Genomic DNA, 23,528 nt, shown 5'->3' on the forward strand with positions numbered 1-23,528 from the left:
CAGGCCGGCTCAAGAGCCTGCGGCGATTGCGGACCCGCTTACGAGCGTCCGGTCATGGAGCGCCGTGCGGCCTCTCGAACCCGTGAAGACTCCAAGGCGTAGCCCGAGCGGACCTCCCCCCTCTGGGCTCGGCCGTCCGACTCCTCGAGCTCGCCGTTGCGGCCTCAGGGCCACTACACGGGCCGCTCGAGGTCCTCGGCTTTGAATCCGGATAATTCGTTAATGGGCACTCCGAACACCTTTCGTCCCGACATCGCGCCCCCATCCTTCGGCGGAGCGAAACGGTACGACGTGGGACGTCCCAATTGGGTCCGTCGAGTCGCCTCCACACAGCCGTTCTCGATGAGGTACTCCATCATCCGCTCGCGGCCCCCGCCCGACATGTCGGGGAACCGTCCATACGCCAATTTCGATAACACAGGCGTGGAGAGTTCCCTCCCAGCGAGATCCCGGGCGAATTCGAACACGTCGTACGCGTCGTAGGGATCGAAAGGCCGGTCCTCATTTGACAGACGTTCCGCGTCGTTCTCCACGATGAACCCATCGGCTCGATCGACTCTCTCCTGAAGCTCGAGGAACTGCAGTTCGAGCTCCGCGGTCCGCGCCGCATGCTTAGATTGGATAACCCTGTCGAAATCCTTCGGCGAGTACATAGACAAGTCCCTTCCCTTCTAGCACCGGGAAGAGTAGTAGGCCATATTTAATAGTGTCTATGCCCTTGGTGGAGACCGTCTATCCTGTACATGATATACACTATGAAACTTATTTACCTCACCGCAATTCCGGGGCGAGGCGGGTTCCTTTTGCATCGAGTGATCACCGTCTTTGGCAAGCAGGAGTTCAAGGAAGTCGCCACCTATTGTAAGCGCAAGAAGATGAGCCTCTACGCCCTTGCCAAGGCGGCCATCCGAGAATACATCGTACAGCATCCCTGAAGAATTGAGACCCCGCGGGTCCCCGCCTGGCGGCCTCGACGCTGCTCGGATGAATCTCTCGCGGCAGGCGTGCGCAACGTTAAGAGTCGTATGCGATTCCTCCTTCCGGTGATCCGATGGACCGAAAGGCGAGTGCGCAATGGATCGGGGGCCTGAAGGATGGGAAGGGCACGGTGTCGACCACGAGCGGCGCCTTGAAGGCCGTCCCGTACAGCTTCGCGATGCGCTTCGGAGACACGCCGGGGACGAATCCCGAGGAGCTCGTCGCCGCCGCGCACGCGGGCTGCTTTTCGATGGCCCTCTCGGGCGAACTCGAGAAGCTCGGGTACAAGCCGGAGCGAATCGAGACGAAGGCGACCGTGAACTTCGACAAGACCGACGCGGGCTGGACGGTCAAGTCCAGCCACCTCGATGTGACCGCAAAGGTCGCGGGGGCGGACTCCGCGAAGTTCCAGGCCGCCGCGATGGCCGCAGAGAAAGGGTGTCCCATCTCCCGCCTGTTGAGGGCGGACATCACGATGAGCGCGAAGCTCGTCTGAAATCCCGTGCGGCTCAAGCGTCGCCCCGTTCCTCATCCCGCGAGCCGGGCCGTGATCCACCGGAGGACGGCGTCCCAGACCTCGGGGAAGGCGTCCCGCTTCGCCCCGCGTGGCTCGAACGAGTGGCCCGCGTTCGGGATCACGACGAGCTCATGCGGCGCCGGCAATCTCGTCATGTCTTCACGGAGGCGCGCGAGGTCGCAGAACGGATCCCGGTCGCCCTGCACGAACAACGCAGGCTTGAGGAGCATGGGCCACTCCGGCGGGTTGCGGAGCTCCGGACGGAACCGGGGGTGCAGCGGATAGCCGAGCGCGATCACGCCGGAGACGTCGGGATCGCTCGACGCTCGGGCGCACACCCGCGCGCCCATCGACGCCCCCGCGGTGAAAATCGGTGCGGCGGGCAGCTCGCCGCGCAGGAAACGGACCGCGCCACGAAGATCCCCCTCCTCGCGTGACAAGTCCCTGGACGCCATCATGCCCTCGTCCACGTAGCGGAAATTCATCCGCAACGCGAGGAGGCCGGCATCCGACGCGGCGCGTGCGATTCGAATCAACGATGGACCCTTCATGTCGCCCGACCGGCCGTGCGTCACCACGAGTCCTCCGAGGCGTGCCCCGCCGCCTCGATGGACGACGCCGCGGACCTCGCCCGACCCCTCGGCGGAGAGGAACCGCACAGGGACCTCCTCGATTCCCGCCACGGCACGAAGATACGCAACGAATCGCATCAACCTACGCGGATTGAAGCCGGACGGAGAGACCGCACACGGGGGACCGCTCGGTACGGGGGCGAGCGCATCCGAGCGGGCTTCTCCCCGATGGATGGCAGTAGGCCACGCCCACCAGCAGAGATCGGTCTCTAGGCCGGGTGCTTAGAAGCTCCCGGAGGCGGTGACGATGTCCTGTTGGCTGATCGTCGTGGGAACGAACTCGAACCCGAACCACCACGTCACCGACTGCCGGTTGTTCGTGTCCGTCCAGACGGCGTGGAACGCGTTGTCGGAGCCGACCGCCAGGCTCGTGTAGTCCCCGATGAACCCGCCGCCGAATCCGTGGCGCGAGTTGATCGGATTCGTGGTCACGGTCTGCGTGACGTCCGTCGTCAGATCGGTCACGACATAGTCCAGGCGGGCGTTGTGCACGTAGTTCCCGAGCTCGAGACAGTTGATCCGACCGACCGCGGTCGGGGTCGCGGGGGTCTTGCACGTCTGCCACGGCGAGACCACATCGGCCGCGTACGCGGACATGTACACCTTGCCGGACGGCGAGACGCCGACGGCGGGCCAGAACGAGTCGACGCGGCGCGCCGCGGGCGCGTCGAGCGTGCTCCCGTCGGGGTTCGTGACCGGGTAGCCGATCGCCGTGCGGGTCAATCCATCGAGCGCCGAGAGGATCGGCACGGGCGTGCTCCAGGTGGCGCCGCCGTCGGTCGACTGGCTCCACACCGCGGACGAATGGCAGTTCGCGTAGACGGACGGCCTTCCGGCGAGGAAGAACGCGCAGACCCGGTCGGCGCCGTACGTCGTCGCGTCGTTCTTCACCTCGGAGGACCAGGCGGCGTACAGCGTCCCGTCCGGCGCGATGTCGGCCGCCGGGAAGCTGTTCACTCGGAACGCGGTGTTGGAGGGCGGGATGATGTCGGCGAGGGGAGCCACCTCGACGGGACTGCTCCAGGTGACGCCGCCATCCCCGGACTTCACCATCCAGATGCCGTTGAATGTCGCCAAGCGGGTGGAGCCCTCCCAGAAGACGTACACGGTGCCGTCCGCTCCGACCACCACCCGCGACCCCTGGTCGTACAGGACGTCGCCGACGATGAGCTGCGGATCGCTGAACGTCGAGCCCCCGTCGCTGGAGAACGCGAACATGATCGGGCCCTGGACGTATCGGCCGTTGTGCGGATTGAAGAGGAACCGCGTCCAGCTCACGTAGACGCGGTCCAGGAACGGACTCCCGGCATGCGTGTCCACGCCGATCCACTCCTTGTCGTTGAGGATCGCGGGCGCGGTCGTCTGGCCGATGAACGTGGGCGGCCCCCAACTGAGGGCGCCGCTGCCGTCGAACGTCCCCTTGTTCACCGCGATCGTGTTCGGCGGAGCGGTCCGGTCGAATCCCAACCCGGCGAAGTAGACGTGACCCTGGCTGTCAAACGCGAGCGAGGGATCGCCGCCGGCATCGTACGGTCCTCCGGTCAGGCGCTCCACGCCGGGGATGATCGTGCCGAGGTGCGACGGGTCGCTCGACGTGCAGCACCAGGTTGCCCCGCCGTCGTTCGAGTAGTACGTCCCGGAATACGCGTCGCCCAGCTCGCTGCACGGGGTCCCGGCCACGGTGCACGTCCATGTGCGGGACACGTAGTCGTTGGACCCGACGACGATGCGCATGGGATTGTTCGGGTCGACCGCGATCGCCGGCTCATTCTGCGGCGCCCCCGCCGCGTCGACGTTCACGGTGACCGCCGGGGCCGCCACCGACGTCCCGTCGAGCGGACTCGAGAGGACGTACGTGGGCGTGATCGGCGGCGCCAATGGACTCGGAGCGGCAATCGCGTCACTCGCGTCCGCTTCCTCCTCAAGGAACGCCGATGCACGGAGATACAAGCCCTCGGTCGCGCGGATCGACGCCATCTTGCCCGCCAACGTAGTGATGTCGAACGTCGGCGAGGACGAACCCGGCGGCGCGGCGGACACGGGAGTCCCAACGGCCATCAGGGCGAAGCCCACGACGAGGAACACGATCGGAACGGAGTATCTCATCCCCTTCCCCCACGGCTGCGCCCCGTATCGGCGAGGGGTCCTTAACCCTGTCGCGGCCGGACGCTTCCGGGCGAACCTTCAAGCGAGCCCCGTCGATGGCCTCCCGAGGCTCCGCCGTGAGGTACACCTACACGGGCATCGAGGTCAGGGACCTGGACGAGTCGATCGCGTTCTATCGCGACGTCCTCGGGATGGAGTACGTCGGCCGGAGCAAGATCGAGGCGACCGGCGGGGAGGTCGCGGCCCTGAAGAGCAAAGGATCGGAACACGTGCTCGAGCTCAACTGGTATCCGAACGCAACGTACCGGGAGGGGAGCGAGATGGACCACCTCGCCTTCGAGTGCGAGGACGTCGAGCAGGATACGCGCCGCCTCCTGAGCGCGGGCGCGACGCTCGCGCGTCCGGTCGAAGTGCGGCCGAAGTACGTCGTCGCTTTCGTCAAAGATCCGAACGGAATCTGGCTCGAGCTGTATCAGGCGCGGACCTGAGCGCGACGGCCGCCGCGCGCATTAAATAGGCCTCGCTTGTTGGGTGGTACGGAGGAGTTTCGATGCCCCATTACATCAGCCTCGTGAATTGGACGGAGCAGGGAGTCCGGACGGTGAAAGAGTCGCCGAAGCGGGTGGACGCGGTGAACGCCCTCGCGAGCAAGCTCGGCGCGAAGATGGATATCTTCTACACGATGGGCGAGTACGACGTCGTGGCCGTTACGGAGGCGCCGAGCGATGATGTCGCGATGCAGCTGCTCCTCGAGATCGGCAAGATTGGGAACGTGCGGACGAAGACGCTGAAGGCCTGGACCGTCGCCGAGGCCACGAAGGTCCTCTCGAAACTACAATAGGCTTCTCGGGGGCGGACGGAACCGTCGCTTGCTGCAGCAAGCGCGTTGCCTGGCTTGAAGCCGTAGAGACTGCCTAGCTCTTCGGACGATCCGCTTCTCTGGCTCGACTGAGCCCGGGGGCCGCCTACGCGATGCTCCACGTTCTTGTCTGGATCACGCTGCCGTCGCTCCAGAGCAGGTAGAACGTGTAGCTACCCGACGTCAGGGCGACGTTGTTGCCCGACACCCGGAACTGGTCGCCTTCATTGATGGTGTTCCCACCACCGATGTCCGTCCAGTAGATCCGGTAGACGGTGCTACCGACGGTGACGCTGACGTAATTCCCGCCCGTCGTCGGCATCGCAACGGCCGTTCCCGCGCTGGTGCCGATCTGCAGGTTCACCTTGTAGTTCGCTGGGCCGACCGCCTGCGTGACGCCCGCGACCGCGAACGTCGCGTTTCCTGGACTTGCACTCAGGTCCACGCCACTGAACGTCACCTGGGGTCTGCTCACGGGTGGCGGGGGTACCGTGATCGTGCCAACCATTCCGGAAGACTGATGCGGGATACACCAAAACGGGATCACACCCGCGGAATCGAAGAACACGAGGAACCGGGTCGTGCTGCCCGGCAGGAGATCGTGGCTGTACTGCGTTCCTCCAACGACGTACGTGAAGGTGTGAAACGCCGAATCCTTGTTCACCACGACGATCTCGGTGAGCGTCTGCCGCGCGACCGTGAAATTAGCCGGGGAGAACGCGAAGTTTTCGGCGGTGACCGTCACCGACGCCTGAGGCAGGAAGTCGTAGGCGCCCCCCGCGGACTTGCTGGCGGCATAGTTGTAGGCGGCGACGCTCGTGAGGGCCGCGCCGATCGCCAGGAGGGCGACGCCGACCGAGTAGATGCCCTGCCGGCTGTGCCAGCCCTCGCGGGCCGAGAGCTGCGGCCTCCCTTTGCGCGCTTGCATGAAAGCGAGGACGCCCGCGGGGAGGGACCAGGCGATCGAGAGTAGGCCCAAAACGGTGCCGCCGTACGCATACGGATCTGCGGGGTTCGCCAGGGCCGGGATGGTGAACGGGATGAAGACGACGAAGAGGTAGGAAATCGCGATGCCCGCGGCCAGATGGACCCACGGCTTCGGCCGCCACAACAAGATGACGGTGAAGATGACCGCAGGGATGAGGAACAGGCCAACGAAGGCAAAACCGCCCAGCGAAAAGCCGGTCGAGACGGACAAGGCGATGACCAAATCGACGAAAGCCAGCACGATGATCATGCGATTGAACGTCCACGGCGCAGGCCGCGTCGTTCTACCCTCGGTCTCATTCGCTTCCATCGTCGAACCACCATCGGGCTCCGCTGAGCCGGATTTCCAAGTCTCCCTTCCCCCGGCCATCGACGAACCCCTCTTCGCGCGGGAGCCCACAATCCGTCAAGTACATTTCGGTCCGGCCGCGGCGGGGACAAACCCCGACATCGACTCTTCGGAGTCGGCCAAACCGTTTTGTGCCGGGCCCACCTTGGGAGAGGCGTGCGTGCGATCCGGTTCGAGCCGGGCGGAGCCATAAAGCTCGTGCAGGTCCCGAATCCGCAACCGGGACCGGAGGACGTCTTGCTCCAAGTCCTCGCCGCGGGCGTATGTCATACGGACCTGCACCTCCTCGACGGGATGAAATCGGGCGACCGCCCGCCGATCGTCCCGGGCCACGAGATCGTCGGTCGGATTACGAAGGTCGGCGGCGACGTGTACTCGGCGAACGTCGGCGACCGCGTCGTCGTCCACTTCGGACAGCCATGCGGCCGGTGCCGACAGTGCCGGCGCAAGCGCACGAACCTCTGCGAGGAAGGGCACATGCTCGGTTTCGATCAACCCGGCGGGTACGCCGAGTTCGTCGTCGCGAAGCAATCCACCGTCCTGCCGCTTCCTCCCAACGTGCCCCCGGCCGTCGCCGCGCCGCTCGGCTGTAGCGGGGCCACCGCACACCGTGCCGTCGTGACCCAGGGCGAGGCGGACGAAGACGACCTCGTCGTCATCATCGGCGCGGGGGGCGTGGGGCTGTCCGCCGTGCAGATCGCGAAAGTACAGGGGGCGAAAGTCGTCGCAGTCGACACACGGGAGGAGGCGCGCAAGGCGGCCCTGGATTCCGGCGCCGACGAAGCGGTGGCTCCCGCAGAGGCGGCCAAGGCGGTCCGAGGACTCGTGAACGAGGCCGGGGCCGACGTCGTCGTGGACTTCGTCGGAAAGAGGAGCACCTTCGACCTCGGTCGCTCGCTGCTGGGATTCGGCGGACGATTCGTCGCCGTGGCTCCTGGGGACGAAACGACGACGGTGCGGGCGAACGACCTCGTCAATGGCGGCAAGTCGTACCTCGGCGTCTATTCGTCCACGATGGCGGACCTCGCGCGGGTGATCGCGCTCGCGGAGGCGAAGCGGCTCACGCCCGTCGTGACTCGGAAGGAGCCGCTGGCGAGCGCCGAGGGCGTCCTCAAGGACCTCCGAAACGAGCGGATCGTTGGCCGCGCGGTCCTCTTCCCCGGGCCAACGGACCCGGACTAGGTCCCGCCTCCCCCGGAGGCCCAATCGCCGACGTGCGCTCGTCCATACATCACGTGCCACACGCGGAGATCACGCACATCGGGGCTCCCCGCGGCTTCGCGGATCGGATCAACGCGCTCTCCGGACGAGGAAGTGGAACAAGTTCCCCTCCTTTCGCTCGTCGATCACCGGCTGGCTCGTCTGGTCTGACCACCGCACCATTTCAATCGGCGCTGTCGGATCGTCCGTCACGAGGTGGACGACCTCGCCGATCGGAATCTGCGCGAGCAGTTCGTTCAGCTTCACGAGAACCGCGGAGCACTCGACACCGATCTCGAACATCTCGTGATCCGGGAATGCAGCGAAGCACCGAACCCGCAACGCCTTGATGTTCTTCGCGAGTGTGTCCCGCGCGTCCCGCGTCGCCTCCAACGCACTCCGGTCCGCCCGATTCGTCGGATGGAGGCGCGCAAACCATCCGTCACCGTACGGCGCGTCGACGATCGTCCGCGGCTTCGCGAGGACCGCTCCGTTGACTTCCTTCAAGATCCCGCCGACCGGCGCCCGAATCGGGCCGAAGTACTTCGCGCTCTCGACGAGCCCGATCGCCGCGCCAGCCGGATACTCGAGGTCGAGCGGCTTCGCCCTGATTCGCGTAATCAGGCCTGCGACGGCGACGTAAATGCTCGTGATGCCCACGGCGACATCGCCCGAGTCCAAGAGGCGGGCCCAAGTGAGGCCGTCCCGTTCGTACAGGAGGTCGTCCGGGAAATCGCAGTGCTCGATCTCCACCGGAGGTCCCTCAGCGAAGGAAGACATCTGCAAGGAGGAGTTCCGCATCCGAGTCGGCGCGAACGCTCACGGCCGGTTCGCCCACGACCCTCGCCGCGCCGAGCGCTGGAACGGCCTTTCCGTTCACGCGGACCGGGCCGCCGCTCAAGACGTAGAGGTATGCACCCCGGTGATCCTCGAGCGGATGCGAGACCGTCCGGTCCGCCTCCAGGAACGAGGAGAACACGCGCGCATCTGACAGGATCGTCAGCGCGTTCCGGTCGTCGTTCGAGACGAGCGAGAGCAACCGATTCGTGCGGTCCGCCTTCCGGACCACCTTCTGTTCTACGGACGGCTCGAGGCCCGGGGTCGACGGAACGTACCACATCTGGATGAAACGCATTGGGAGGTCCTTCCGATTGTTGATCTCGCTGTGCCACATCCCGCGCCCGACGGTCGTGTGCTGCGCCCATCCCTCCTTCAGTACCCCGCCCTCGCCATTCTCGTCCGCGTGCCGGAACTCGCCGGCCGCGCAGTATGTGACGACCTCGATTTCGCGGTGCGGATGCAACGGCCAGACGGCGCCCGGCGTGAGCGTGTCGTCGTTGAAGACCCGCAACGTGCCGAACCGTACCCACTCCGGGTCGAAGTACCGATCGAACGAGAAGTGCCAACGGCCGTGGGCCGAGCCTCCATCGATGGGCACGTCCGTCTGGAAGATCGACTCGGGGCTCCGGACCGTGATCATGGGGACGATTCGAAGGCGGCGGATGACTTTGAAGGTTTGGCGGCCCCGCCACCGGAACAATCGACCGAAACGCTTTAGCGCCCGCCGACCGCGTACGGGACCGGATCGTATGGCGCGTCACCATCCCCCGCCAGCCGAAGGAGGAGAGCGCGTGACGGCCGTCTACCTGTTTTACCGGACTGGAGAGCCCCTCGTCGCGCTCGCGGCCGGCCGCACCCTCCCGATCGAGGCGGAGCAGCTCGAGAGCCTCCTGTCCGTCGTCGGGGACTTCGTGGAGACGAGCGTCTCCGGGCCCCGCGGATACGCCGCGACGGCGATGCGGTACGAGAACCTCGCGATCGTCGCGGTCCGCGGCGAATTCACGATCGCCGTCGCGGTCTACGACGGACAAGCGTCGGAGGCGTTGCGGGCCGACCTCCTCCGGACCGTGCAGACGTTCGAGGAGCGCCGGTGGCGGGACCTCGGCAGCTGGGAGGACGCGACGAAGGTCGCCGAGGACGCGGCGGCGGAGTTGGGGAACTTCCTCGGCCCCCGGGCGGGGCGGGCGACGACGCGATTCCGGAGAGGGCGTCCCGCGGACGTCCGGCCGTAGGCAGAGACCTTATCCCGCGGACGGACCATGGTCCCGTACGGGCATCATGGAGCGGCGGAACATCGCCTCCGGGGCGAAATGGGAGCCGATCGTCGGGTACTCGCGGGCCGTCCGAGTGGGGCCGTGGGTCTTCGTGTCCGGGACGACCGCGACGGACGCGAACGGCCGGGTCGTCGCCCCGGGAGACGCGTACGGCCAGGCGGCGTACGTCCTCCGCAAGATCGAGGCGGCCCTGGAGAAGGCAGGCGCGCGGTTGGAGCACGTCGTCCGGACGCGCATCTTCGTGACGAACATGGACGACTGGGAGCGGGTCGGCAAGGCGCACGCGGAGTTCTTCGGGGACGTCCGGCCCGCCCTGACGCTCGTCCAGGTGAGCCGACTCGTCGCGCCCGAGCTGCTCGTCGAGATCGAGGCCGACGCCGTGATCCCGGAGGCACCGGCGTGAGTCGCGGGACCGGCGAAGTCGTCTCGATCCACGTCGCCCCGCAGGCGGAGGCCGAGATGCGCTCCCTCCGGACGGTCCGCGCGGTCCCGGGGCGAGGCCTGGAAGGGGACCGCTATTTCATAGCCGCAGGCACCTACTCGAACCAGCCGGGCCCCGGCCGCGAGGTCACTCTCATCGAGCTCGAGGCGATCGAGGCGATGGCCCGCGACAACGAGGTGCGGATCGCCACCGGAGACGCGCGGCGGAACGTCGTGACGCGCGGGGTCGCGTTGAACCACCTGGTCGGTCGCGAGTTTCGGGTGGGCGGGGTTCGGCTGCGCGGCGTGCGACTCTGCGAACCGTGCTCCCATCTGGAGGGCCTGACGCGACGGGGCGTCCTCGGAGGGCTGGTGCACCGCGGCGGGCTCCGCGCGCAGATCCTCTCGGAGGGCGACATCCGCGTCGGGGATCCGATCGAGCCGCTGGAGGGCGCGCCGGTGGGCTTCGGACTCTCCGGCGCCGCCGACCACTGAACGAACCGAATCGTGGGACAACCGCATCCTTATTGTCCCGACGCGCCCTCTGCCATGCCATGCAGGAGCCGCAGACCGAGACGGAGCGCGCGGTGTTCGACCTGTGGACGGAACTCCGGCCCGACGAGGCGTTCATCCAAGGGGTCGAGTCGTGCGCGGGCCGGTTCTTCGTCCCGACGCCCTCGAGGGTCCGACGCATGCTCGATCGGATCGCACGGATCCAGAGGGCCACGGACGACCCGACGGAACGGAAGCTCCTCGCCTCGTTCCGCGCCCGGATCGAACTGCGCGAGCCTGCGCTCCTACCGGAAGCGCTCGTCGAGTCCCTGTTCGGCTACATGGTCAAGGAGGGCGTGAGGCCGGAGCACATTCGCGGCCTCGCGAACGACGGGCGCAAGGCGCTCGACGCGCGGCGGGCCCAGCTGCGGGGACGCACTCCGGCCGGGATGCGGGCGCTCGTGCAGCTCGCCTGCAACGGTCTCTCGCAGATCCTCGAGACCATCGATGCGGAACTCCGCGAGCCGAGCGCCCGGACCGCCGTGAAGGCACTCAAGGCCGCGAACGCTCGATACGCCAAGGCGTTCGATCTCCGGGGCTTCCGACCCGAGGCGACGTTCGACGAGACGTACGCGTTGTTCCGGAAGACCGGGGCGGAGCTCGGCCGATCGCGGTCGTACGGGCGCGCGCTGCGGGACCTCTGGGACTACAACGAGACGCCGGCGCAGGTGGAGGCCGCGGGCCTCCGGATGCTGCGGCGGGAGCTGCCTCACTTCAAGTCGCTCATCCGCCGGTCCGCGAGTGAACTCCGCTGCAAGCCGACCGCGGAGGCGGTGAACGAGAAGCTGAGGGTGCGGCGCGGCCTGCGACCCGATCAGGTCCTCCCGTTCCTGAGACAGGTCCGAGAGCCCGCGATGCGCGTCGCACACCGGCACGTCGTGGCGATTAACCCGGCCTACACGACGGAGATCATCGAGACGCCGCCGTACATGGTGAACGTCACCCCCTCCGGAGCCGCATTCGAGGTCGACGCCCTCACCGACCATTCGAAGGAGATCTTCCTCGCGACGACCGACGAGCGGAGCGCCGCGAGACCGCCGCCGGGGGAGCTCCTGAACCTGCTCGTCCACGAGGAGTACGGCCACTGCGTGCACGGATCCAACTCGGCGCACGCGTTCGCCGCGACGCCGCGCGCCCTCGACATCATCAACTCGACGTTCGTCTGCGTCTCAGAAGGCATCGCCTTCCAGAGGGAGTTGGAATTCCTGCCGGTCCTCCAGGAGATCGCCGCGGGCAAGCTGTCGGGCGAGGCCGAGGACGCGTTCGCGGAGGCGCTCGAGCCGTGGGGCGGGATCACCGCCGCGAGCCGCGAGTACGAGTTCCTCACACAGCTCTGGCGGATGGTGCGGTTCCTGCGGGTGATCGGCGACGCGCGCATCAACTCGGGAAAGCAAGACCTCGTGGGGTTCGTCGAGTGGGCGCACCGGACGACGGGCCTCGAGCGGGCGACAGTCTACTACCAACTCTTCCCCGCCCACCAGGTGATCGGGCCAGGGTACGCGTCGACGTACGCGATCATCGGGGAGCGGATTCGGGCGTTGCAGCAGGACGCCCTGAGCCGCGGCAAGACGCTCCGGGACTTCAACGCGTACGCGAGCTCGCTCGGCTGGCCGCCGAAGTCCGTGTTCGAGGAGAAACTCGAGGCGTGGGTTCGCGCGGCCTGAACCGCTCCAATGGCCATGACGTGCTTGGATGGAATTCTTTATGGGCACCGCTCCGATAGCCGCGCGCTTCCCCGCCTCGGGGATTCGGAGACTCGACGATGGCCAAGCGGAAATCGGCACGTAGGAGGGCGACCAAGACGGCCGCGCGGAAACGGAAGCTCTACGACATGGCGCTCATCCAGCGCGGCGCACGCCTGCGGCGGTCCCCGTTCTTCGACAAGACACTCGAAGCGGGCTGCAAGTCGTATACGGTCTACAACCACACGTTCCTGCCGAGCTACTTCGACGACCCCGTGAAGGAGTACTGGCACCTCCTGAAGCACGTCGCCCTCTGGGACGTTGCCGTGGAGCGCAACGTGGAGATCAGCGGTCCCGACGCCTTCGCCTTCATGCAACTCCTCACGCCCCGGGACATGCGGAACTGCAAGGTCGGCCAAGGGAAGTACGTCCTCATCACGGACGAGGACGGGGGCATCCTGAACGACCCCGTGCTCCTGCGCCTCGAGGAGAACCGATTCTGGATTGCCTTGGCGGACAGCGACATCCTCCTCTGGGCCAAGGGTGTCGCCTACCACTCCGGAATGGACGTCAAGATCACGGAGCCGGACGCGTCGCCCCTTCAGGTCCAAGGTCCAAAGTCGAAGGCACTCATGACGGATCTGTTCGGGGAGAAGGTCACTTCCCTCCCGTACTACTTCTTTACGCGGGCGGACCTCGACGGAATCCCGCTCGTCGTCACGCGTACCGGCTGGACCGGGGAGGTTGGCTATGAGCTGTACCTCCTCGACGGATCCCGGGGCGGGGACCTCTGGGACGCGGTCGTGAAGGCCGGAAAGCAGTACAACCTTCGGCCCACGGGTCCCTCGGACATCCGCCGGATCGAGGCGGGCATCCTGAACTACGGCGCCGACATGACGATCGAGAACAACCCCTATGAGGTCGACCTCGGCCGGCTCGTGGACCTCGACAAGTCGAGCGACTTCATCGGCAAGGAGGCCCTCCAGCGAATCAAGGACGAAGGCCCGAAGTGGAGGCTCATTGGAATCGAGATCGACGGAAAGCCGATCGAATTCAACATGACGAAGTGGACCGTGACGGCGGGAGGCCGCCCCGTTGGCCGCGTGACCTCCGCGATTCACTCCCCTCGGCTCAAGAAGAACATTGGATACGCGATGCTACCGATCACGCACGCAGACCTTGGGATGGAACTCACCGTGGAACACCCTGACGGACCGCGGCCCGCCACGGTCGTGAAGAAGCCGTTCATCGACCCGGGGAAAGAAATCCCGAAAGGCTAGGCGCGCATCCTACTTGTTCTGCGTCTGCAGGGTCAGCGGCAGCCCCCGGTAGACCGTCGCGTTCAAGAGGGTGGCGCGTTCCGCACCGCAAACCGGTAATCGGAGGGAGCCCATGGACGGGACGTGGCGGAGGACGTCCGCGAGGCATTCGTCCGTCGCGTGAAGCCGATCGACCCGCTCTTCAAAGGGGGAGACCTCGAACGTTTCTGGACGATGCTGCGCGACCTGGTGGCGATGGCCCCGCAGCGGGTTGATTTGTCGCAGAAAAAATCCCACTATTTGGCGAGCCTCGCGGCTCGCTCCCTCGCCCGCGACGACCCTCGTTCCGCCCTGCGGTTCCTCGAGTTCGCAGACCGTTCGGTCGATCGGAGCCATCTCACTCCGTTCCTCCTGACCGAACGGGAAGAATTCCGACGGCAAGCCGAGGCCGCCCTGGGCCCCGCACCCCGTCCGTAGCGCAGCCCTACGGCCGTCCCGACTTCAGGATCGCCGCGATCCGCTCGCCTCGGAGCGGTTGGCTGGCGCGCCCCATTCCCGGAAAATCGATCATCTGCACCTCGATGCCTCCGAGGTCGGCGGCGTAGCCCAGGACGGACTCGCGGTACTCGAGGGAGAGAAGGTCGACAACGGTACTCGGCCGGACCGCGCGAAGATACGCGGCGAGGATGTCCGGAAGCCCACGATCGTGCCACCAGCGGTTCAGCTTGCCGAACGGCGGCATCGGCTCCGCCATCGAGTGGACGTACGCCGGAATCGGATCGCGCGACGCGACGACGCCTCGGAACCCCGAGGCGATGACGACCTCGACGTTCGCCGCGCGCTTCTCCCAGGCGTCGTCCGGGATGGAGCGGTACATGTTGCCGTCGTACCGGCGGTAGGCGGCCAAGAGGCCGCGTGCGGCATCGACCGAACTTGCCGCACTCCCCGCCCGGATCTCGCTTCGGAGGTCCTCCAGCCGCTTGTGGGAGGCGTCGGGAAGCGCATCCGCAATCGCATCCGCTTCCGCCATCGAAGTCCCCCCTTTCCGTTTGCGCGTGCTCTCGGGAATCAGGACGACGATCTCCGGAGAGGCCATCGCGGACGAGGAGAGCGCTGTGAGTCATAGCCCTTTGGCCCGTTACGGAGGACACCGCCGCCAACCAAGATCTTGGTTCAAGATATCCTTAACTAGCCGGTCCGTTTTGGCCCGTCCCGGGGTCACCACATGGTGCACATACATGATGACGGAGTGTTCGACGCGCCGATCGAGAAGCTCTGGAGATACGTCCAGGACAACGACGCCCATCAGCACGGGGCCTTCGTCGTGCAGAAGGTCCTCGAGCAGAAGGGCAACGCGCTGACGATCGAAGCGAAGCTGGGCAACCCGGACGGCTCGTTCAGCGTCGAGAAACTTCGATGGACGATGAACCCGCCGAAGGGGTTCGACCTGGAATACCTCTCGGGGCCGTTCCGCGGCACGAAGCACACGCACACGTACACGCCGCAAGGCAATCGGACGAAGGTCGTCGTCGACGGCGAGTTCGTCGTGCCTCCGGGGATGACGGAGAACGCGGTCCGCAAGGGCGCGCTCGACTACTTCGCCAACGCATTCGAAGAGGACAACACGGCGCTGAAGAGCTACGACTAGGCGTCATCTGGCCCGTCCCTACACGGGACGCCGACGGCCGGGACGGACCGCGAGCCACCGGGCCACGACATCCTCGTGGCCTCGGGCGTACTCGCTGGCTGAGAGGCCCTTCGGATCGTGCCACCGCATCTCCGTGTACCACGGAAGCGCGTGCGCCTCGTAGGCGGCCGGCGGCGTCGCGTCGACGAAGAACCAGATGTCGTAGTGCATCTCTCCCGGGACCATCTTCGAGGGGTAGAGGTCGACTTCGCTCCGCGGCTCCGCATAGCGCGCGCCTTGCATTTGCAGGATCTGCTCCCCGACCCGCCTCGCGGTCTCACGCGGATCCTCGCCGAACTTGAGGTGGGACGCGGGAATCGTCCAGCCGTTCGCGTTCGTCTGCCGGCGCTCCGGGTCGAGCCCGGCGAGCTCCTCCCACGTCGGGTCGTCGGCGTATTTCCCGAGGAGGATGCGACCGTTTCTCGTGACGAAGAGAAACGCGCACACGCACATCCCGCCCCGGGGAAGATCGGAGAACCCGGCGGGCGGCGCTTTCTTCGACAGCCAGAGGAACGGACCTCGATCGTTCATGCGCTCCGCACGTCGGTGAAAGGCAAAAGCTTTGGGCTCGCATCGCGGTGCGAGCGGACCTCACCGAGGCAACCGACCTGATTCCTCCGCCCAGCACGCGGGATTTTCAGAAGCCGCGGAGCGAGCGGACGACGGCCCTACTCGTGGTCCTCGCAATCGCCCTCGTGGTAGTCACCGCAATCGTGGTCCCACAACCGCGCATCCGACTCGCGGGCGTTCGGTACGAGACGGCTCCGTGCGATTCGGTGACCATCAGCTTCGTCGCAAGGGCGATCGTGACCCTCACGAACGAGGGAGAGGGCGACGGGGCCATCGTCGTGCGCTTCTACGTCGACGGACGACTCGGGACGAAGGGAACCTACCTTGTATCCGCACAGAGTACGACCCAGAGGGCCCTGGACATCGTAATCGCGGGTTGCTCGCCCCATCGGTATTCTGTCGATACGTGCATCCCAGCAAGCAACGGATCCTCCTTCGCCTGCTAGCCCCAACGACCGTTGAGCGAATCGCATCAACGGTGGCCGAGGAGATTCGAGATCGACTCGTACAGGAAGGGGAGCTCTGGGAGGCGGCCCCCATTGCAATAGATCGTGCCGCTACGGTAGCCGGTGAATACCGTCTTCTCGATTCGAACCCGCCACGCCTCATGAGCGTTGCTCAGTTCCTTATCCTCGATCGCACCACGCCTTAACAAGAGCTCCCGAACCCCCGCGAGCGCCTCGGGACTCGCCCCTTTCCACGTCTTCCCCTGCATGGAGTTGCGACAGTCCTGAAAGTCTAAAGCGCTTGCTGGGAAGAGGGTTAGGTTCCTCGTCTCGGGCCTTCAAGACCGAAGCTCCGGGCCCCCTCGAGCGGGGTCGAATGCGGGCTGGTGACAGCCCCTTACCGGGCCTCTTCCCGAATCTCGGCCGAACCCGTTTCGGTCTCCGCATTCTCGCCTCGAGATTGGCCCGTCTCGCGCGGCCCAATTTTCGTCTTCGCTTCGAAGAACTTCTCCAAGTACGTCCGGATCTCGCCCACCTCGTCGACGAAGCCCGACCAGTCCTTCAGCGGTTCGCCGAAGCGGGCTTCTAGATCCTGCAGGACCGCCTCCGCCCTCCGCCGGACGCGGCGCTCGGCGAGCGGGTGCGCGCTCCGAAACAGGACGGCGAGGTACACGTTCGTCCCGCGGGCGACCGTCAGCCGATGGTCCCCGAAGCTCATCCCTTTCATCTCCCCGCCGGTGACGGGCCCCATCGACTGCTTCGCGAACAACTGGACGACGGTGAACATCCCCGAGAGGACGTCCGCGTCTCGGTCGGGGGTCAGCGTCCGGGACAGGTGGGCGACGAGCACGCCGCTGTTGTGGACGAGGAACACCTCCTCGATTCGAGTGCGGAGGAGCCTCGAGACCACGACGAGACACACGCCGATCAATGCCGCAACGACGGCGGGCAGGAACGGGAGCAGCGGGTTCGGGCCGATCACCTCGACCTCGATGACCGCCTGTGCGCTCAACTGGCCGTCCGACACGGCGACGGTGACCCATTCGTGGAGCGAGGCCTGCGAGTAATCGAACACGAGGAACAGCCCCGCGGGCCGCACCCGAGGATTCCCGACGACCGAGAGGACGAGGTCCGATCGCGGGCTGTCGGAGTCAGTGACGAACGGCGTCAGGTCCAGGATCCACGTACCGAATCCGAACAGAGTCTGCTTCGGCAACGGGAAGATCACCGGCGCGTCGTTCACGGGCGTCACGAAGACGTTGATGCTGTCTTCCGCGAAGGCACCTCGCTCGTCGATCGCGCGGAACGTCACGACCTCCCGTCCGCTCCAGTTTTCGCGGGCGCCCAGGTCGACGGTGTGGTCCGCGTTGATCGTGACCCGGACGTCCGTCGACTGCACGGCGTACCCGAGGATGGGTCCGTCGATGTCGACGAAGTACGCGTCCAAGTCGAAGACGCCCGCCCGGGTCGTATCCTCCGGGAACCTCTCGTCCGGCAGGGTCTTCGAGAGCCGCGGCGGGAAGTTGTCGCTGACCGCCACCGACGTGTTCGTCGATACCGCGGTCCGGGCGTCCCGAACGGTGATCGTGAGCGGGACGGTATAGGGGGCGGTGAGGGAACCCAACTGGGCGGGGTACAGCAGAGTGAGGACGTGTCCCGTCACCGTGACGTTCGCGGGATTCGACGTGTCCACGGCGAGCGCCTCGAGCGGCGTGTCCGGGTCGCTAAGGTATGGCGTCAAATCGAAGTCGAACGGGTAGTCGTAGTGGACCGCGAAGGGGAGCAACGGCGCGATGCTCGGCGGATCATCAATCGGGATGACCGTCACCAGGATCGTGTCCTCCGCGATCGCGCCCGTCGGATCCTCCGCCCGGAACGTGACGTTCTCCTGGCCCGTCCACTCCCCCGGCGCGCTGATGTTGACCGAGTGATCCGCGTAGATCGTGAGCGTGAGATGCGTGTACCCGTACGTGAAGAATAGGGAGTCGGTGTCCGGATCGGTGAAGTAATCGTCCAAGTCGAAGACGATCTGCCACTGGCCCTCGAAGAGGAGGACATCGGGGAGGGGGCGATCGAGCTTCGGAGGATAGTCGGACGTGACCTTGATCGCGATGACTTGGGAGGCCGTCGCGCCGCTCGAGTCGGTGACCGTCAGGACGACGTACGCCCACAGGCCGTCGAACGCCTGCGGAAAGAAGAACGTGACCTGGAGGCCCGAGACGGTCGCGTGGTCCGTGTCGTTCGCGGACAAGGCGAGGGAGGCGATCGGGTCGTCGATGTCGGACATGTACGGTTCGAAGTCGAACGTATATGGGGTATCGTGCCGGACGTAGAACACCCCGGGCGGGTCGAACTTCGGGGCGTCGTTCACAGGGACCAGCTCGACCCGGATCGGCTGGCTGTCGACGTTCCCTTCGTCGTCGAAGAGGAACAGTGTCCCTTGTCCCACCCCGTTGGCATCGGGCATCGGCTGGAATGTGAGCGCGTGGTTCCCCGTCACGTTCCCGCCGAGGACCTGCACCAAGCTCGAGTTGATCCCGACGAGATCCCACCGGAGGCGGGTGACCGGGGTGTCGGGATCCCACGCGTAAGGGAGGAGATTCAGCGTCCACGCGGGGGAGTCCTCGAGGCGGACTTGATCGGGGACCGTCCCGCGGATCTGGGGACTCGGATCTGCGGTGTACGTCAGCTCAAGGGTCGGGGAGAGACCGCCGCCGTACTCGCGGCTCGCGAATGAAACGTTCCAGAGGGAGGATTCGTCATCGGACTTCAAGGCGAGCCCGGTGTTCGGGGAGGAGCCGTTCACCCACGCTTGGGCGAGGCCCGTTACATTCCACGTGGCCCACGTCCCCGCTGCGGTGACGGCGGAGGCGAGGGGCGTCGCGTCAATGTCGATGCCCGGGTTCGCCCAGGGTACGGTGCCGTCCCGTGTCGTCCACGTGACGCCCGCTGTGAACCCGCCAACGGGGCCGAGCGTCCATTGGAGCAACGCCTTCCCGTCGGGCGAGTTGCCATCGAACCAGAGGCCGGTGTCGAGCGTGTTGTACCCGACCGTCCTCGTGTCGTGGCCCAGGCTCCCCGTCCCGAAGGCGTACAGGCGGGCGGCGCGCGACGCGTCCGTCGAATTGTCGCTCGCCACGAGGACCTCCATCGTGCCGTCGCCGTCCAAGTCCGCGACGACGGGCGTGTCGACGACCGGGGCCCCGACGGCCCAACGCCATGCCGCCGTTCCGTTGGCGGAGACGGCATAGACGACGGAACCCCGGGTCCCGTACAGGACGTCGGGCTTGCCATCGAGATCGACATCGGCGGCCACGGGACTGCCGACGCTCGTCCCGTTCGCCGCGCCGGCGAACGTCCACGTCTGCGCGAGGCCCCGCGTGAGTCGATGAAGGACGCCGTCCTGGGTCACGACGTAGACCTCCGGACTCCCGTCGCGGTCCGCGTCGACCACGAGCTGGCCTCCGGTCACGTCGGACCCGAGCGTAGGGCTCGACGCCAACGTCGACCAGTTCAGGCCGCTGACGAGGTACTCGCGGGAGTTCACGCCGTTTCGATCGCCCGCGAGGATTTCCCCGCGGCTATCGAACGATAAGTTGGCGAGCGAGGGCGCCACGGAAATCGAGGAAGCGCCGGGTTTCGTGTTCCCGGGGGGCAGTGCGTTCGAGCAGTCCGGGTTCCGCATGCGAACCTTGCCTTGCGAATCCGTGAACACGACCTCAGGAGCCGAAGTGCCGGTCACGTCACCGACCGCGAAACCGAAGCCGAACGCGGTCGAACCCAGGTCCTGGTATTGGCACAGCATCGCGCCGTCCGATCCCCGAATCGCGTAGAACGAGGAGTTCCCACTCGAGTCCCCGGTGAAGACCTCCACGATGCCGTCCCCGTCCGTGTCGGCCGCCGCGAAAGGACCCGTCGGCGCCGTCGGCAGGCGGAAGTGCCACAGGTAGCGGCCGGAGGCGCTCAGCGCGGTGAGCGTGTTGTTGAACGGGGGCGACGAATCGGTGTTCTCGAACAGGATCTCCGGGCTCCCGTCCCCCGTCAAGTCCGCGACGCGAAGGGGGAGGACGACGGCCCCCGGCGCGACGTAGGTCCAGAGAGTGCTGAGCGTCGCGCCGTCCCACCGGAGGGCCGTCACCTTCCCGTCCGTCGTCCCGATGACGACCTCCAACAACCCATCTCCGTTCAGATCCACGACGACCGGGGAGGCGACGGAGCTTGCGGCGTACGTCCACAACGGGACGGAGGAGAGGCTTTTCGTCCGGTAGCCCGGGACTCCCGGGAACAGGCCGTACCGGACGGTGTACCTCTTCGACTCCCCCGGCGCGTGCGTGCTTTCGAAGGCGAGATCGAGCCCGACGATCTTGCCGTCGAGCAGGGTGACGTTCGACACCTGACTGGGCACTTCCCTCCCGATCGAATCGTAGAGGAGGAAATCGGCTTTCGGATCCCCGCTCATTCCACCACCGACGCCGAGGTGGACGACCACGGGCTCGCGAATGCGGGCGAGGCTCGCGGTCTCCGTCACCGTGATGTTCCGCGCATACGCCTCGACGCCCGTCCCCTCCGTCCAAGGCGCTCGGACGCGGTAGACGTCGACCGTCCCTGGGGACGTTGCGTTTGCGGCGTGGATCTTGAGCGTTGCGTTTGCGACCTTCGCATAGGGAGGGACGGAGGAAAGGTCAAATTGGACCAAGGCACGGTACGTAGACCCGTTCGCGGGGTCCCTCCCGACGACGAGCTCGGTGCTGCTCCCGAAGTTCCGGTTCGGCTGGGCGTCGAGGACGTAGGCGTCCCCGATGGCGGTGAGGTTGATCGTGACCGGGGAAAGTTCCGCGGAGAAAGAGGGCGGGGAGACCCCTTGGCCTCGGCCGTATGCGGAGATAGTTTGGACCGCCAAGAGCAGGCACAGAGCGATGAATACGGCCCTGGCTCCCCGGACCGGCGTAGAATGCCTCCTGGCGACCCGCGTCTCGCCGCGGGTCCATGAACAGAGAAGTGAAGTGGTAAAGGGGTTCCGACGTGATTATCAGGAAGGCCTCGGAGCGAAACGCGGGCGCGACGCTCATCCGAGGCGTTCTCGAGCCCGCTCCCAAAAGTACAGGAACAAATCGGCCGCCCAGCGGTACCCGGACGGGTCCTGAAGCAAGAGCATCGTCGACATGTCGACCTTTCCGTCGAGGGCGGGGAAGCAGACGCCCGCGATATCATCGAGGACGGCGAGGAAGATCCTCGTTTCGTCGAGGAGCCGCACCGGATAATTCCGTGACGCCCCGGACAGAGCCGGGACTACCTCCTCGAAGCCCCCGCGAGGCCGGATCACGCGGACGTCCGCGCCGCTCGACGCCTTCTCCTGCAGAATTGGAATGCCCTGCTCGAACGCATGCTCGGACATGACCCAAGTCCGTCGCTTCACGGCCCGAAGAGACTGCTCTTGGAAGGCAACGACCTTGTACGTCCCTGACGTAAATGAGCCCTGGCTCAGGGCGCCCAGTCGCTCGACGAATTCCCGGGGCAGGACGAGGACGTCGTGGCTCAGAAGGAAGTCCCGGTGGGTGGCAAGGAAGTCGAAGAACGGGATGCCCACGGATAGCAGGCGGGCCAGGTTCGTGGGCCCGTACTCGCTGCGCGGATTCTTCGAGACGAGGCCGACGGACACGAGCCGTGTCAGGTGCCGAGTGGTCTCGGAACCGGTCAGGTCGAGATGGCGCGCGATTTGCGCGTGCTTGAGGGGCTTCTCCGCGATCGCGGAGAGGATCCCGAGTCTCTCGTCCGAAGCGATCTCGAACAGGTGGCGTGCGAGCTCGTTCGACCCCATGTTGGGGCGGGAAGGTCAGGGTCGATACTAAGGCCTTCGGATTGGTCCGAAGACAAGCTAATGAGGCCCCCCGGGCTAGCCCCCTCTCTCGCACCTAAAGGAGTCACCCACATGACGGCCAAGACGGAGACGTTGTCACGCAACACGAAGCCAACCGTACAGAGCATCACCCCGTGCCTTTGGTTCGACGGAAAGGCGGAGGAGGCGGCGAGGTTCTACGTCTCCTTGTTCCCCGACTCGCACATCGACAAGGTCGTCAAGGCAGCCGCGGATTTCCCAAGCGGGAAGAGAGGGGACATCCTCGCCGTCGACTTCACCTTGATGGGCCGGAGCTTCAATGGGCTCAATGGCGGCCCCTACTTCAAGTTCAACGAAGCGGTCTCGTTCGTCATTCCCTGCAAGGACCAGGCGGAAATAGACCTCTACTGGAAGGCGCTGTCGGCGGTCCCCGAAGCCGAACAGTGCGGCTGGGTGAAGGACCGCTTCGGACTCTCTTGGCAAATCGTGCCGACCGAGCTGTATCGGCTCCTTGACGATCCAGATCCGGCGAAGGCAGGTCGCGTCATGGAAGCGATGCTCAAGATGAAGAAGCTGGACATTCGGGGGCTGCGACAGGCCTACCAGCGCCGCGAGTGATCGGAGGCAACGCACATGAGGAAGCTTGTTGTCGGCACCTTCCTGACAGTGGACGGGGCGATGCAGGCGCCGGGCGGCCCGGACGAAGACCGGGATGGCGGCTTTGAGCACGGCGGTTGGTCGGTGAAATATTGGGACGACATGATGGGCAAGATGATCGTCGAGCAGACGCTGCAAGCCGACGCGCTGCTGCTCGGCCGCAAGACGTACGAAATCTTCGCCGCGCACTGGCCTCGCGTCACCGATCCGAACGACCCGGTGGCATCGAAGCTGAACAGCATGCGAAAGTACGTCGCCTCTCGGACGCTTCGCAAAGTGGAATGGCACAACTCCACCCTACTGTCTGGGGATGCCGCGAAAGCCGTCGCGCGGCTCAAAGAGCAGGCCGGAGGAGAGATCCAGGTGACGGGGAGCTCGAACCTGATTCAGACGCTGTTGAAGCACGACCTCGTCGACGAGTTTCGCCTGTGGGTCTTTCCGGTCATGGTCGGTTCCGGCAAGCGCCTCTTCGGCAACGGGACGATTCCCGGGGCCTTCCGGCTTGTGGACGCCAGGACGTCGACCACAGACGTCGTCATCCACCGCTACGAGCGGGCGGGCAAACTCGAGCACGGCACCTTCGAGGTGGACGAACGGGGCCGATCCTCGGCGCTCTGGGAAGACAAGTCATGAGCCCGAAGAGCCGGGCGTGACGCCCGGTCGAACGGTTGAACATA

General features: G+C 66.0%; 26 protein-coding genes. 15 read left to right on the forward strand and 11 right to left on the reverse strand.

Translation table 11 applies throughout. The annotated features are described in order from the left end of the window. Positions 1-173: 173 nt before the first annotated feature. Positions 174-653 carry a hypothetical protein gene (locus VF992_09170; protein ID HEX9341316.1) on the reverse strand — a complete coding sequence of 160 codons (480 nt, stop codon included), beginning with the start codon at positions 651-653 and terminating at the stop codon, positions 174-176. 150 nt (positions 654-803) lie between these two features. Between VF992_09170 and VF992_09175 the strand changes: the two genes are divergently transcribed. Both VF992_09175 and VF992_09180 read left to right on the forward strand, forming a co-directional pair. Continuing rightward, positions 804-935, forward strand: coding sequence for a hypothetical protein (locus VF992_09175; GenBank protein ID HEX9341317.1), 132 nt, complete (start codon positions 804-806; stop codon positions 933-935). Positions 936-1,051: 116 nt separating this feature from the next. Then, on the forward strand, positions 1,052-1,474 hold the full coding sequence (locus VF992_09180) for an OsmC family protein (GenBank protein HEX9341318.1): 423 nt from the start codon (positions 1,052-1,054) through the stop codon (positions 1,472-1,474). A gap of 32 nt (positions 1,475-1,506) precedes the next feature. Here VF992_09180 and VF992_09185 read toward each other — a convergent pair whose 3' ends face one another. Continuing rightward, positions 1,507-2,178, reverse strand: coding sequence for an alpha/beta family hydrolase (locus VF992_09185; GenBank protein HEX9341319.1), 672 nt, complete (start codon positions 2,176-2,178; stop codon positions 1,507-1,509). A gap of 171 nt (positions 2,179-2,349) precedes the next feature. Beyond that, positions 2,350-4,233 (reverse strand): sialidase family protein, encoded by a 1,884-nt coding sequence (locus tag VF992_09190; GenBank protein ID HEX9341320.1) that lies wholly within the window; start codon positions 4,231-4,233, stop codon positions 2,350-2,352. Between the two features lie 116 nt (positions 4,234-4,349). On the opposite strand from VF992_09190, the gene VF992_09195 reads away from it, so the two are divergent. Both VF992_09195 and VF992_09200 read left to right on the forward strand, forming a co-directional pair. Next, a complete protein-coding gene (locus VF992_09195; protein HEX9341321.1) occupies positions 4,350-4,721 on the forward strand; it encodes a VOC family protein in 372 nt (123 codons plus the stop codon). Positions 4,722-4,783: 62 nt separating this feature from the next. Continuing rightward, the gene (locus tag VF992_09200) at positions 4,784-5,074 is read left to right on the forward strand and encodes a GYD domain-containing protein (protein HEX9341322.1); all 291 of its coding nucleotides are present in this window, start codon (positions 4,784-4,786) and stop codon (positions 5,072-5,074) included. A 124-nt stretch (positions 5,075-5,198) separates the two neighbouring features. Here VF992_09200 and VF992_09205 read toward each other — a convergent pair whose 3' ends face one another. Beyond that, positions 5,199-6,329, reverse strand: a complete 1,131-nt coding sequence (locus VF992_09205; GenBank protein ID HEX9341323.1) for a cupredoxin domain-containing protein — start codon at positions 6,327-6,329, stop codon at positions 5,199-5,201. A gap of 255 nt (positions 6,330-6,584) precedes the next feature. On the opposite strand from VF992_09205, the gene VF992_09210 reads away from it, so the two are divergent. Next, positions 6,585-7,610 carry a zinc-binding dehydrogenase gene (locus VF992_09210; GenBank protein ID HEX9341324.1) on the forward strand — a complete coding sequence of 342 codons (1,026 nt, stop codon included), beginning with the start codon at positions 6,585-6,587 and terminating at the stop codon, positions 7,608-7,610. Positions 7,611-7,718: 108 nt separating this feature from the next. Here VF992_09210 and VF992_09215 read toward each other — a convergent pair whose 3' ends face one another. After that, positions 7,719-8,381 carry a sulfurtransferase TusA family protein gene (locus VF992_09215; GenBank protein ID HEX9341325.1) on the reverse strand — a complete coding sequence of 221 codons (663 nt, stop codon included), beginning with the start codon at positions 8,379-8,381 and terminating at the stop codon, positions 7,719-7,721. Positions 8,382-8,391: 10 nt separating this feature from the next. Next, positions 8,392-9,108 carry a pirin family protein gene (locus VF992_09220; protein ID HEX9341326.1) on the reverse strand — a complete coding sequence of 239 codons (717 nt, stop codon included), beginning with the start codon at positions 9,106-9,108 and terminating at the stop codon, positions 8,392-8,394. A gap of 151 nt (positions 9,109-9,259) precedes the next feature. Between VF992_09220 and VF992_09225 the strand changes: the two genes are divergently transcribed. The 6 genes from VF992_09225 to VF992_09250 all read left to right on the forward strand — a co-directional run bounded on the left by VF992_09225 (position 9,260) and on the right by VF992_09250 (position 14,132). Next, complete coding sequence (locus tag VF992_09225; protein HEX9341327.1) at positions 9,260-9,700, forward strand: hypothetical protein; 441 nt, start codon at positions 9,260-9,262, stop codon at positions 9,698-9,700. Between the two features lie 46 nt (positions 9,701-9,746). After that, the gene (locus tag VF992_09230; GenBank protein ID HEX9341328.1) at positions 9,747-10,145 is read left to right on the forward strand and encodes a RidA family protein; all 399 of its coding nucleotides are present in this window, start codon (positions 9,747-9,749) and stop codon (positions 10,143-10,145) included. After that, positions 10,142-10,657, forward strand: a complete 516-nt coding sequence (locus VF992_09235) for an MOSC domain-containing protein (GenBank protein ID HEX9341329.1) — start codon at positions 10,142-10,144, stop codon at positions 10,655-10,657. The genes VF992_09230 and VF992_09235 overlap by 4 nt, the downstream gene beginning before the upstream one ends. Positions 10,658-10,716: 59 nt before the next feature. After that, positions 10,717-12,378: a hypothetical protein gene (locus VF992_09240; protein ID HEX9341330.1), complete on the forward strand. Its 1,662-nt coding sequence runs from the start codon at positions 10,717-10,719 to the stop codon at positions 12,376-12,378. A gap of 98 nt (positions 12,379-12,476) precedes the next feature. Next, a complete protein-coding gene (locus VF992_09245) occupies positions 12,477-13,676 on the forward strand; it encodes a dimethylsulfoniopropionate demethylase (protein ID HEX9341331.1) in 1,200 nt (399 codons plus the stop codon). Positions 13,677-13,799: 123 nt separating this feature from the next. Beyond that, positions 13,800-14,132 carry a hypothetical protein gene (locus VF992_09250; GenBank protein HEX9341332.1) on the forward strand — a complete coding sequence of 111 codons (333 nt, stop codon included), beginning with the start codon at positions 13,800-13,802 and terminating at the stop codon, positions 14,130-14,132. 7 nt (positions 14,133-14,139) lie between these two features. Here the strand turns inward: VF992_09250 and yaaA are convergent, their stop codons facing one another. Then, positions 14,140-14,751: a peroxide stress protein YaaA gene (gene yaaA / locus VF992_09255; GenBank protein HEX9341333.1), complete on the reverse strand. Its 612-nt coding sequence runs from the start codon at positions 14,749-14,751 to the stop codon at positions 14,140-14,142. 129 nt (positions 14,752-14,880) lie between these two features. On the opposite strand from yaaA, the gene VF992_09260 reads away from it, so the two are divergent. After that, complete coding sequence (locus tag VF992_09260; GenBank protein HEX9341334.1) at positions 14,881-15,303, forward strand: SRPBCC family protein; 423 nt, start codon at positions 14,881-14,883, stop codon at positions 15,301-15,303. 18 nt (positions 15,304-15,321) lie between these two features. Here the strand turns inward: VF992_09260 and VF992_09265 are convergent, their stop codons facing one another. Continuing rightward, positions 15,322-15,873, reverse strand: coding sequence for a hypothetical protein (locus tag VF992_09265; GenBank protein HEX9341335.1), 552 nt, complete (start codon positions 15,871-15,873; stop codon positions 15,322-15,324). A gap of 47 nt (positions 15,874-15,920) precedes the next feature. Here VF992_09265 and VF992_09270 point away from each other — a divergent pair, with 47 nt between their 5' ends. Continuing rightward, the gene (locus VF992_09270) at positions 15,921-16,358 is read left to right on the forward strand and encodes a hypothetical protein (GenBank protein HEX9341336.1); all 438 of its coding nucleotides are present in this window, start codon (positions 15,921-15,923) and stop codon (positions 16,356-16,358) included. A 26-nt stretch (positions 16,359-16,384) separates the two neighbouring features. Here the strand turns inward: VF992_09270 and VF992_09275 are convergent, their stop codons facing one another. The 3 genes from VF992_09275 to VF992_09285 all read right to left on the reverse strand — a co-directional run bounded on the left by VF992_09275 (position 16,385) and on the right by VF992_09285 (position 22,176). Beyond that, the gene (locus tag VF992_09275; protein ID HEX9341337.1) at positions 16,385-16,627 is read right to left on the reverse strand and encodes a hypothetical protein; all 243 of its coding nucleotides are present in this window, start codon (positions 16,625-16,627) and stop codon (positions 16,385-16,387) included. A gap of 128 nt (positions 16,628-16,755) precedes the next feature. Further along, positions 16,756-21,258 (reverse strand): DNRLRE domain-containing protein, encoded by a 4,503-nt coding sequence (locus VF992_09280; GenBank protein ID HEX9341338.1) that lies wholly within the window; start codon positions 21,256-21,258, stop codon positions 16,756-16,758. Positions 21,259-21,423: 165 nt separating this feature from the next. Further along, positions 21,424-22,176, reverse strand: coding sequence for an ArsR family transcriptional regulator (locus tag VF992_09285; GenBank protein HEX9341339.1), 753 nt, complete (start codon positions 22,174-22,176; stop codon positions 21,424-21,426). 111 nt (positions 22,177-22,287) lie between these two features. On the opposite strand from VF992_09285, the gene VF992_09290 reads away from it, so the two are divergent. Both VF992_09290 and VF992_09295 read left to right on the forward strand, forming a co-directional pair. Beyond that, positions 22,288-22,812 (forward strand): VOC family protein, encoded by a 525-nt coding sequence (locus tag VF992_09290; protein HEX9341340.1) that lies wholly within the window; start codon positions 22,288-22,290, stop codon positions 22,810-22,812. A 15-nt stretch (positions 22,813-22,827) separates the two neighbouring features. Further along, positions 22,828-23,484 (forward strand): dihydrofolate reductase family protein, encoded by a 657-nt coding sequence (locus VF992_09295; GenBank protein ID HEX9341341.1) that lies wholly within the window; start codon positions 22,828-22,830, stop codon positions 23,482-23,484. Positions 23,485-23,528: the final 44 nt, after the last annotated feature.

The sequence above is a fragment of the Thermoplasmata archaeon genome, from assembly GCA_036395115.1.
Classification (GTDB): Archaea; Thermoplasmatota; Thermoplasmata; order RBG-16-68-12; family RBG-16-68-12; genus RBG-16-68-12.

What these genes read in the sequence shown, in the direction of transcription:
- VF992_09295 (HEX9341341.1), top strand. Translation starts at nt 22,828, where the DNA reads ATGAGGAAGCTTGTTGTCGGCACCTTCCTGACAGTGGACGGGGCGATG.
- VF992_09265 (HEX9341335.1), bottom strand. Translation starts at nt 15,873, where the DNA reads ATGAACGATCGAGGTCCGTTCCTCTGGCTGTCGAAGAAAGCGCCGCCC.
- VF992_09190 (HEX9341320.1), bottom strand. Translation starts at nt 4,233, where the DNA reads ATGAGATACTCCGTTCCGATCGTGTTCCTCGTCGTGGGCTTCGCCCTG.
- VF992_09260 (HEX9341334.1), top strand. Translation starts at nt 14,881, where the DNA reads ATGGTGCACATACATGATGACGGAGTGTTCGACGCGCCGATCGAGAAG.
- VF992_09245 (HEX9341331.1), top strand. Translation starts at nt 12,477, where the DNA reads ATGGCCAAGCGGAAATCGGCACGTAGGAGGGCGACCAAGACGGCCGCG.
- VF992_09205 (HEX9341323.1), bottom strand. Translation starts at nt 6,329, where the DNA reads ATGATCATCGTGCTGGCTTTCGTCGATTTGGTCATCGCCTTGTCCGTC.
- VF992_09170 (HEX9341316.1), bottom strand. Translation starts at nt 653, where the DNA reads ATGTACTCGCCGAAGGATTTCGACAGGGTTATCCAATCTAAGCATGCG.
- VF992_09290 (HEX9341340.1), top strand. Translation starts at nt 22,288, where the DNA reads ATGACGGCCAAGACGGAGACGTTGTCACGCAACACGAAGCCAACCGTA.
- VF992_09275 (HEX9341337.1), bottom strand. Translation starts at nt 16,627, where the DNA reads ATGCAGGGGAAGACGTGGAAAGGGGCGAGTCCCGAGGCGCTCGCGGGG.
- VF992_09200 (HEX9341322.1), top strand. Translation starts at nt 4,784, where the DNA reads ATGCCCCATTACATCAGCCTCGTGAATTGGACGGAGCAGGGAGTCCGG.
- VF992_09240 (HEX9341330.1), top strand. Translation starts at nt 10,717, where the DNA reads ATGCAGGAGCCGCAGACCGAGACGGAGCGCGCGGTGTTCGACCTGTGG.
- yaaA (HEX9341333.1), bottom strand. Translation starts at nt 14,751, where the DNA reads ATGGCCTCTCCGGAGATCGTCGTCCTGATTCCCGAGAGCACGCGCAAA.
- VF992_09285 (HEX9341339.1), bottom strand. Translation starts at nt 22,176, where the DNA reads ATGGGGTCGAACGAGCTCGCACGCCACCTGTTCGAGATCGCTTCGGAC.
- VF992_09230 (HEX9341328.1), top strand. Translation starts at nt 9,747, where the DNA reads ATGGAGCGGCGGAACATCGCCTCCGGGGCGAAATGGGAGCCGATCGTC.
- VF992_09180 (HEX9341318.1), top strand. Translation starts at nt 1,052, where the DNA reads ATGGACCGAAAGGCGAGTGCGCAATGGATCGGGGGCCTGAAGGATGGG.
- VF992_09220 (HEX9341326.1), bottom strand. Translation starts at nt 9,108, where the DNA reads ATGATCACGGTCCGGAGCCCCGAGTCGATCTTCCAGACGGACGTGCCC.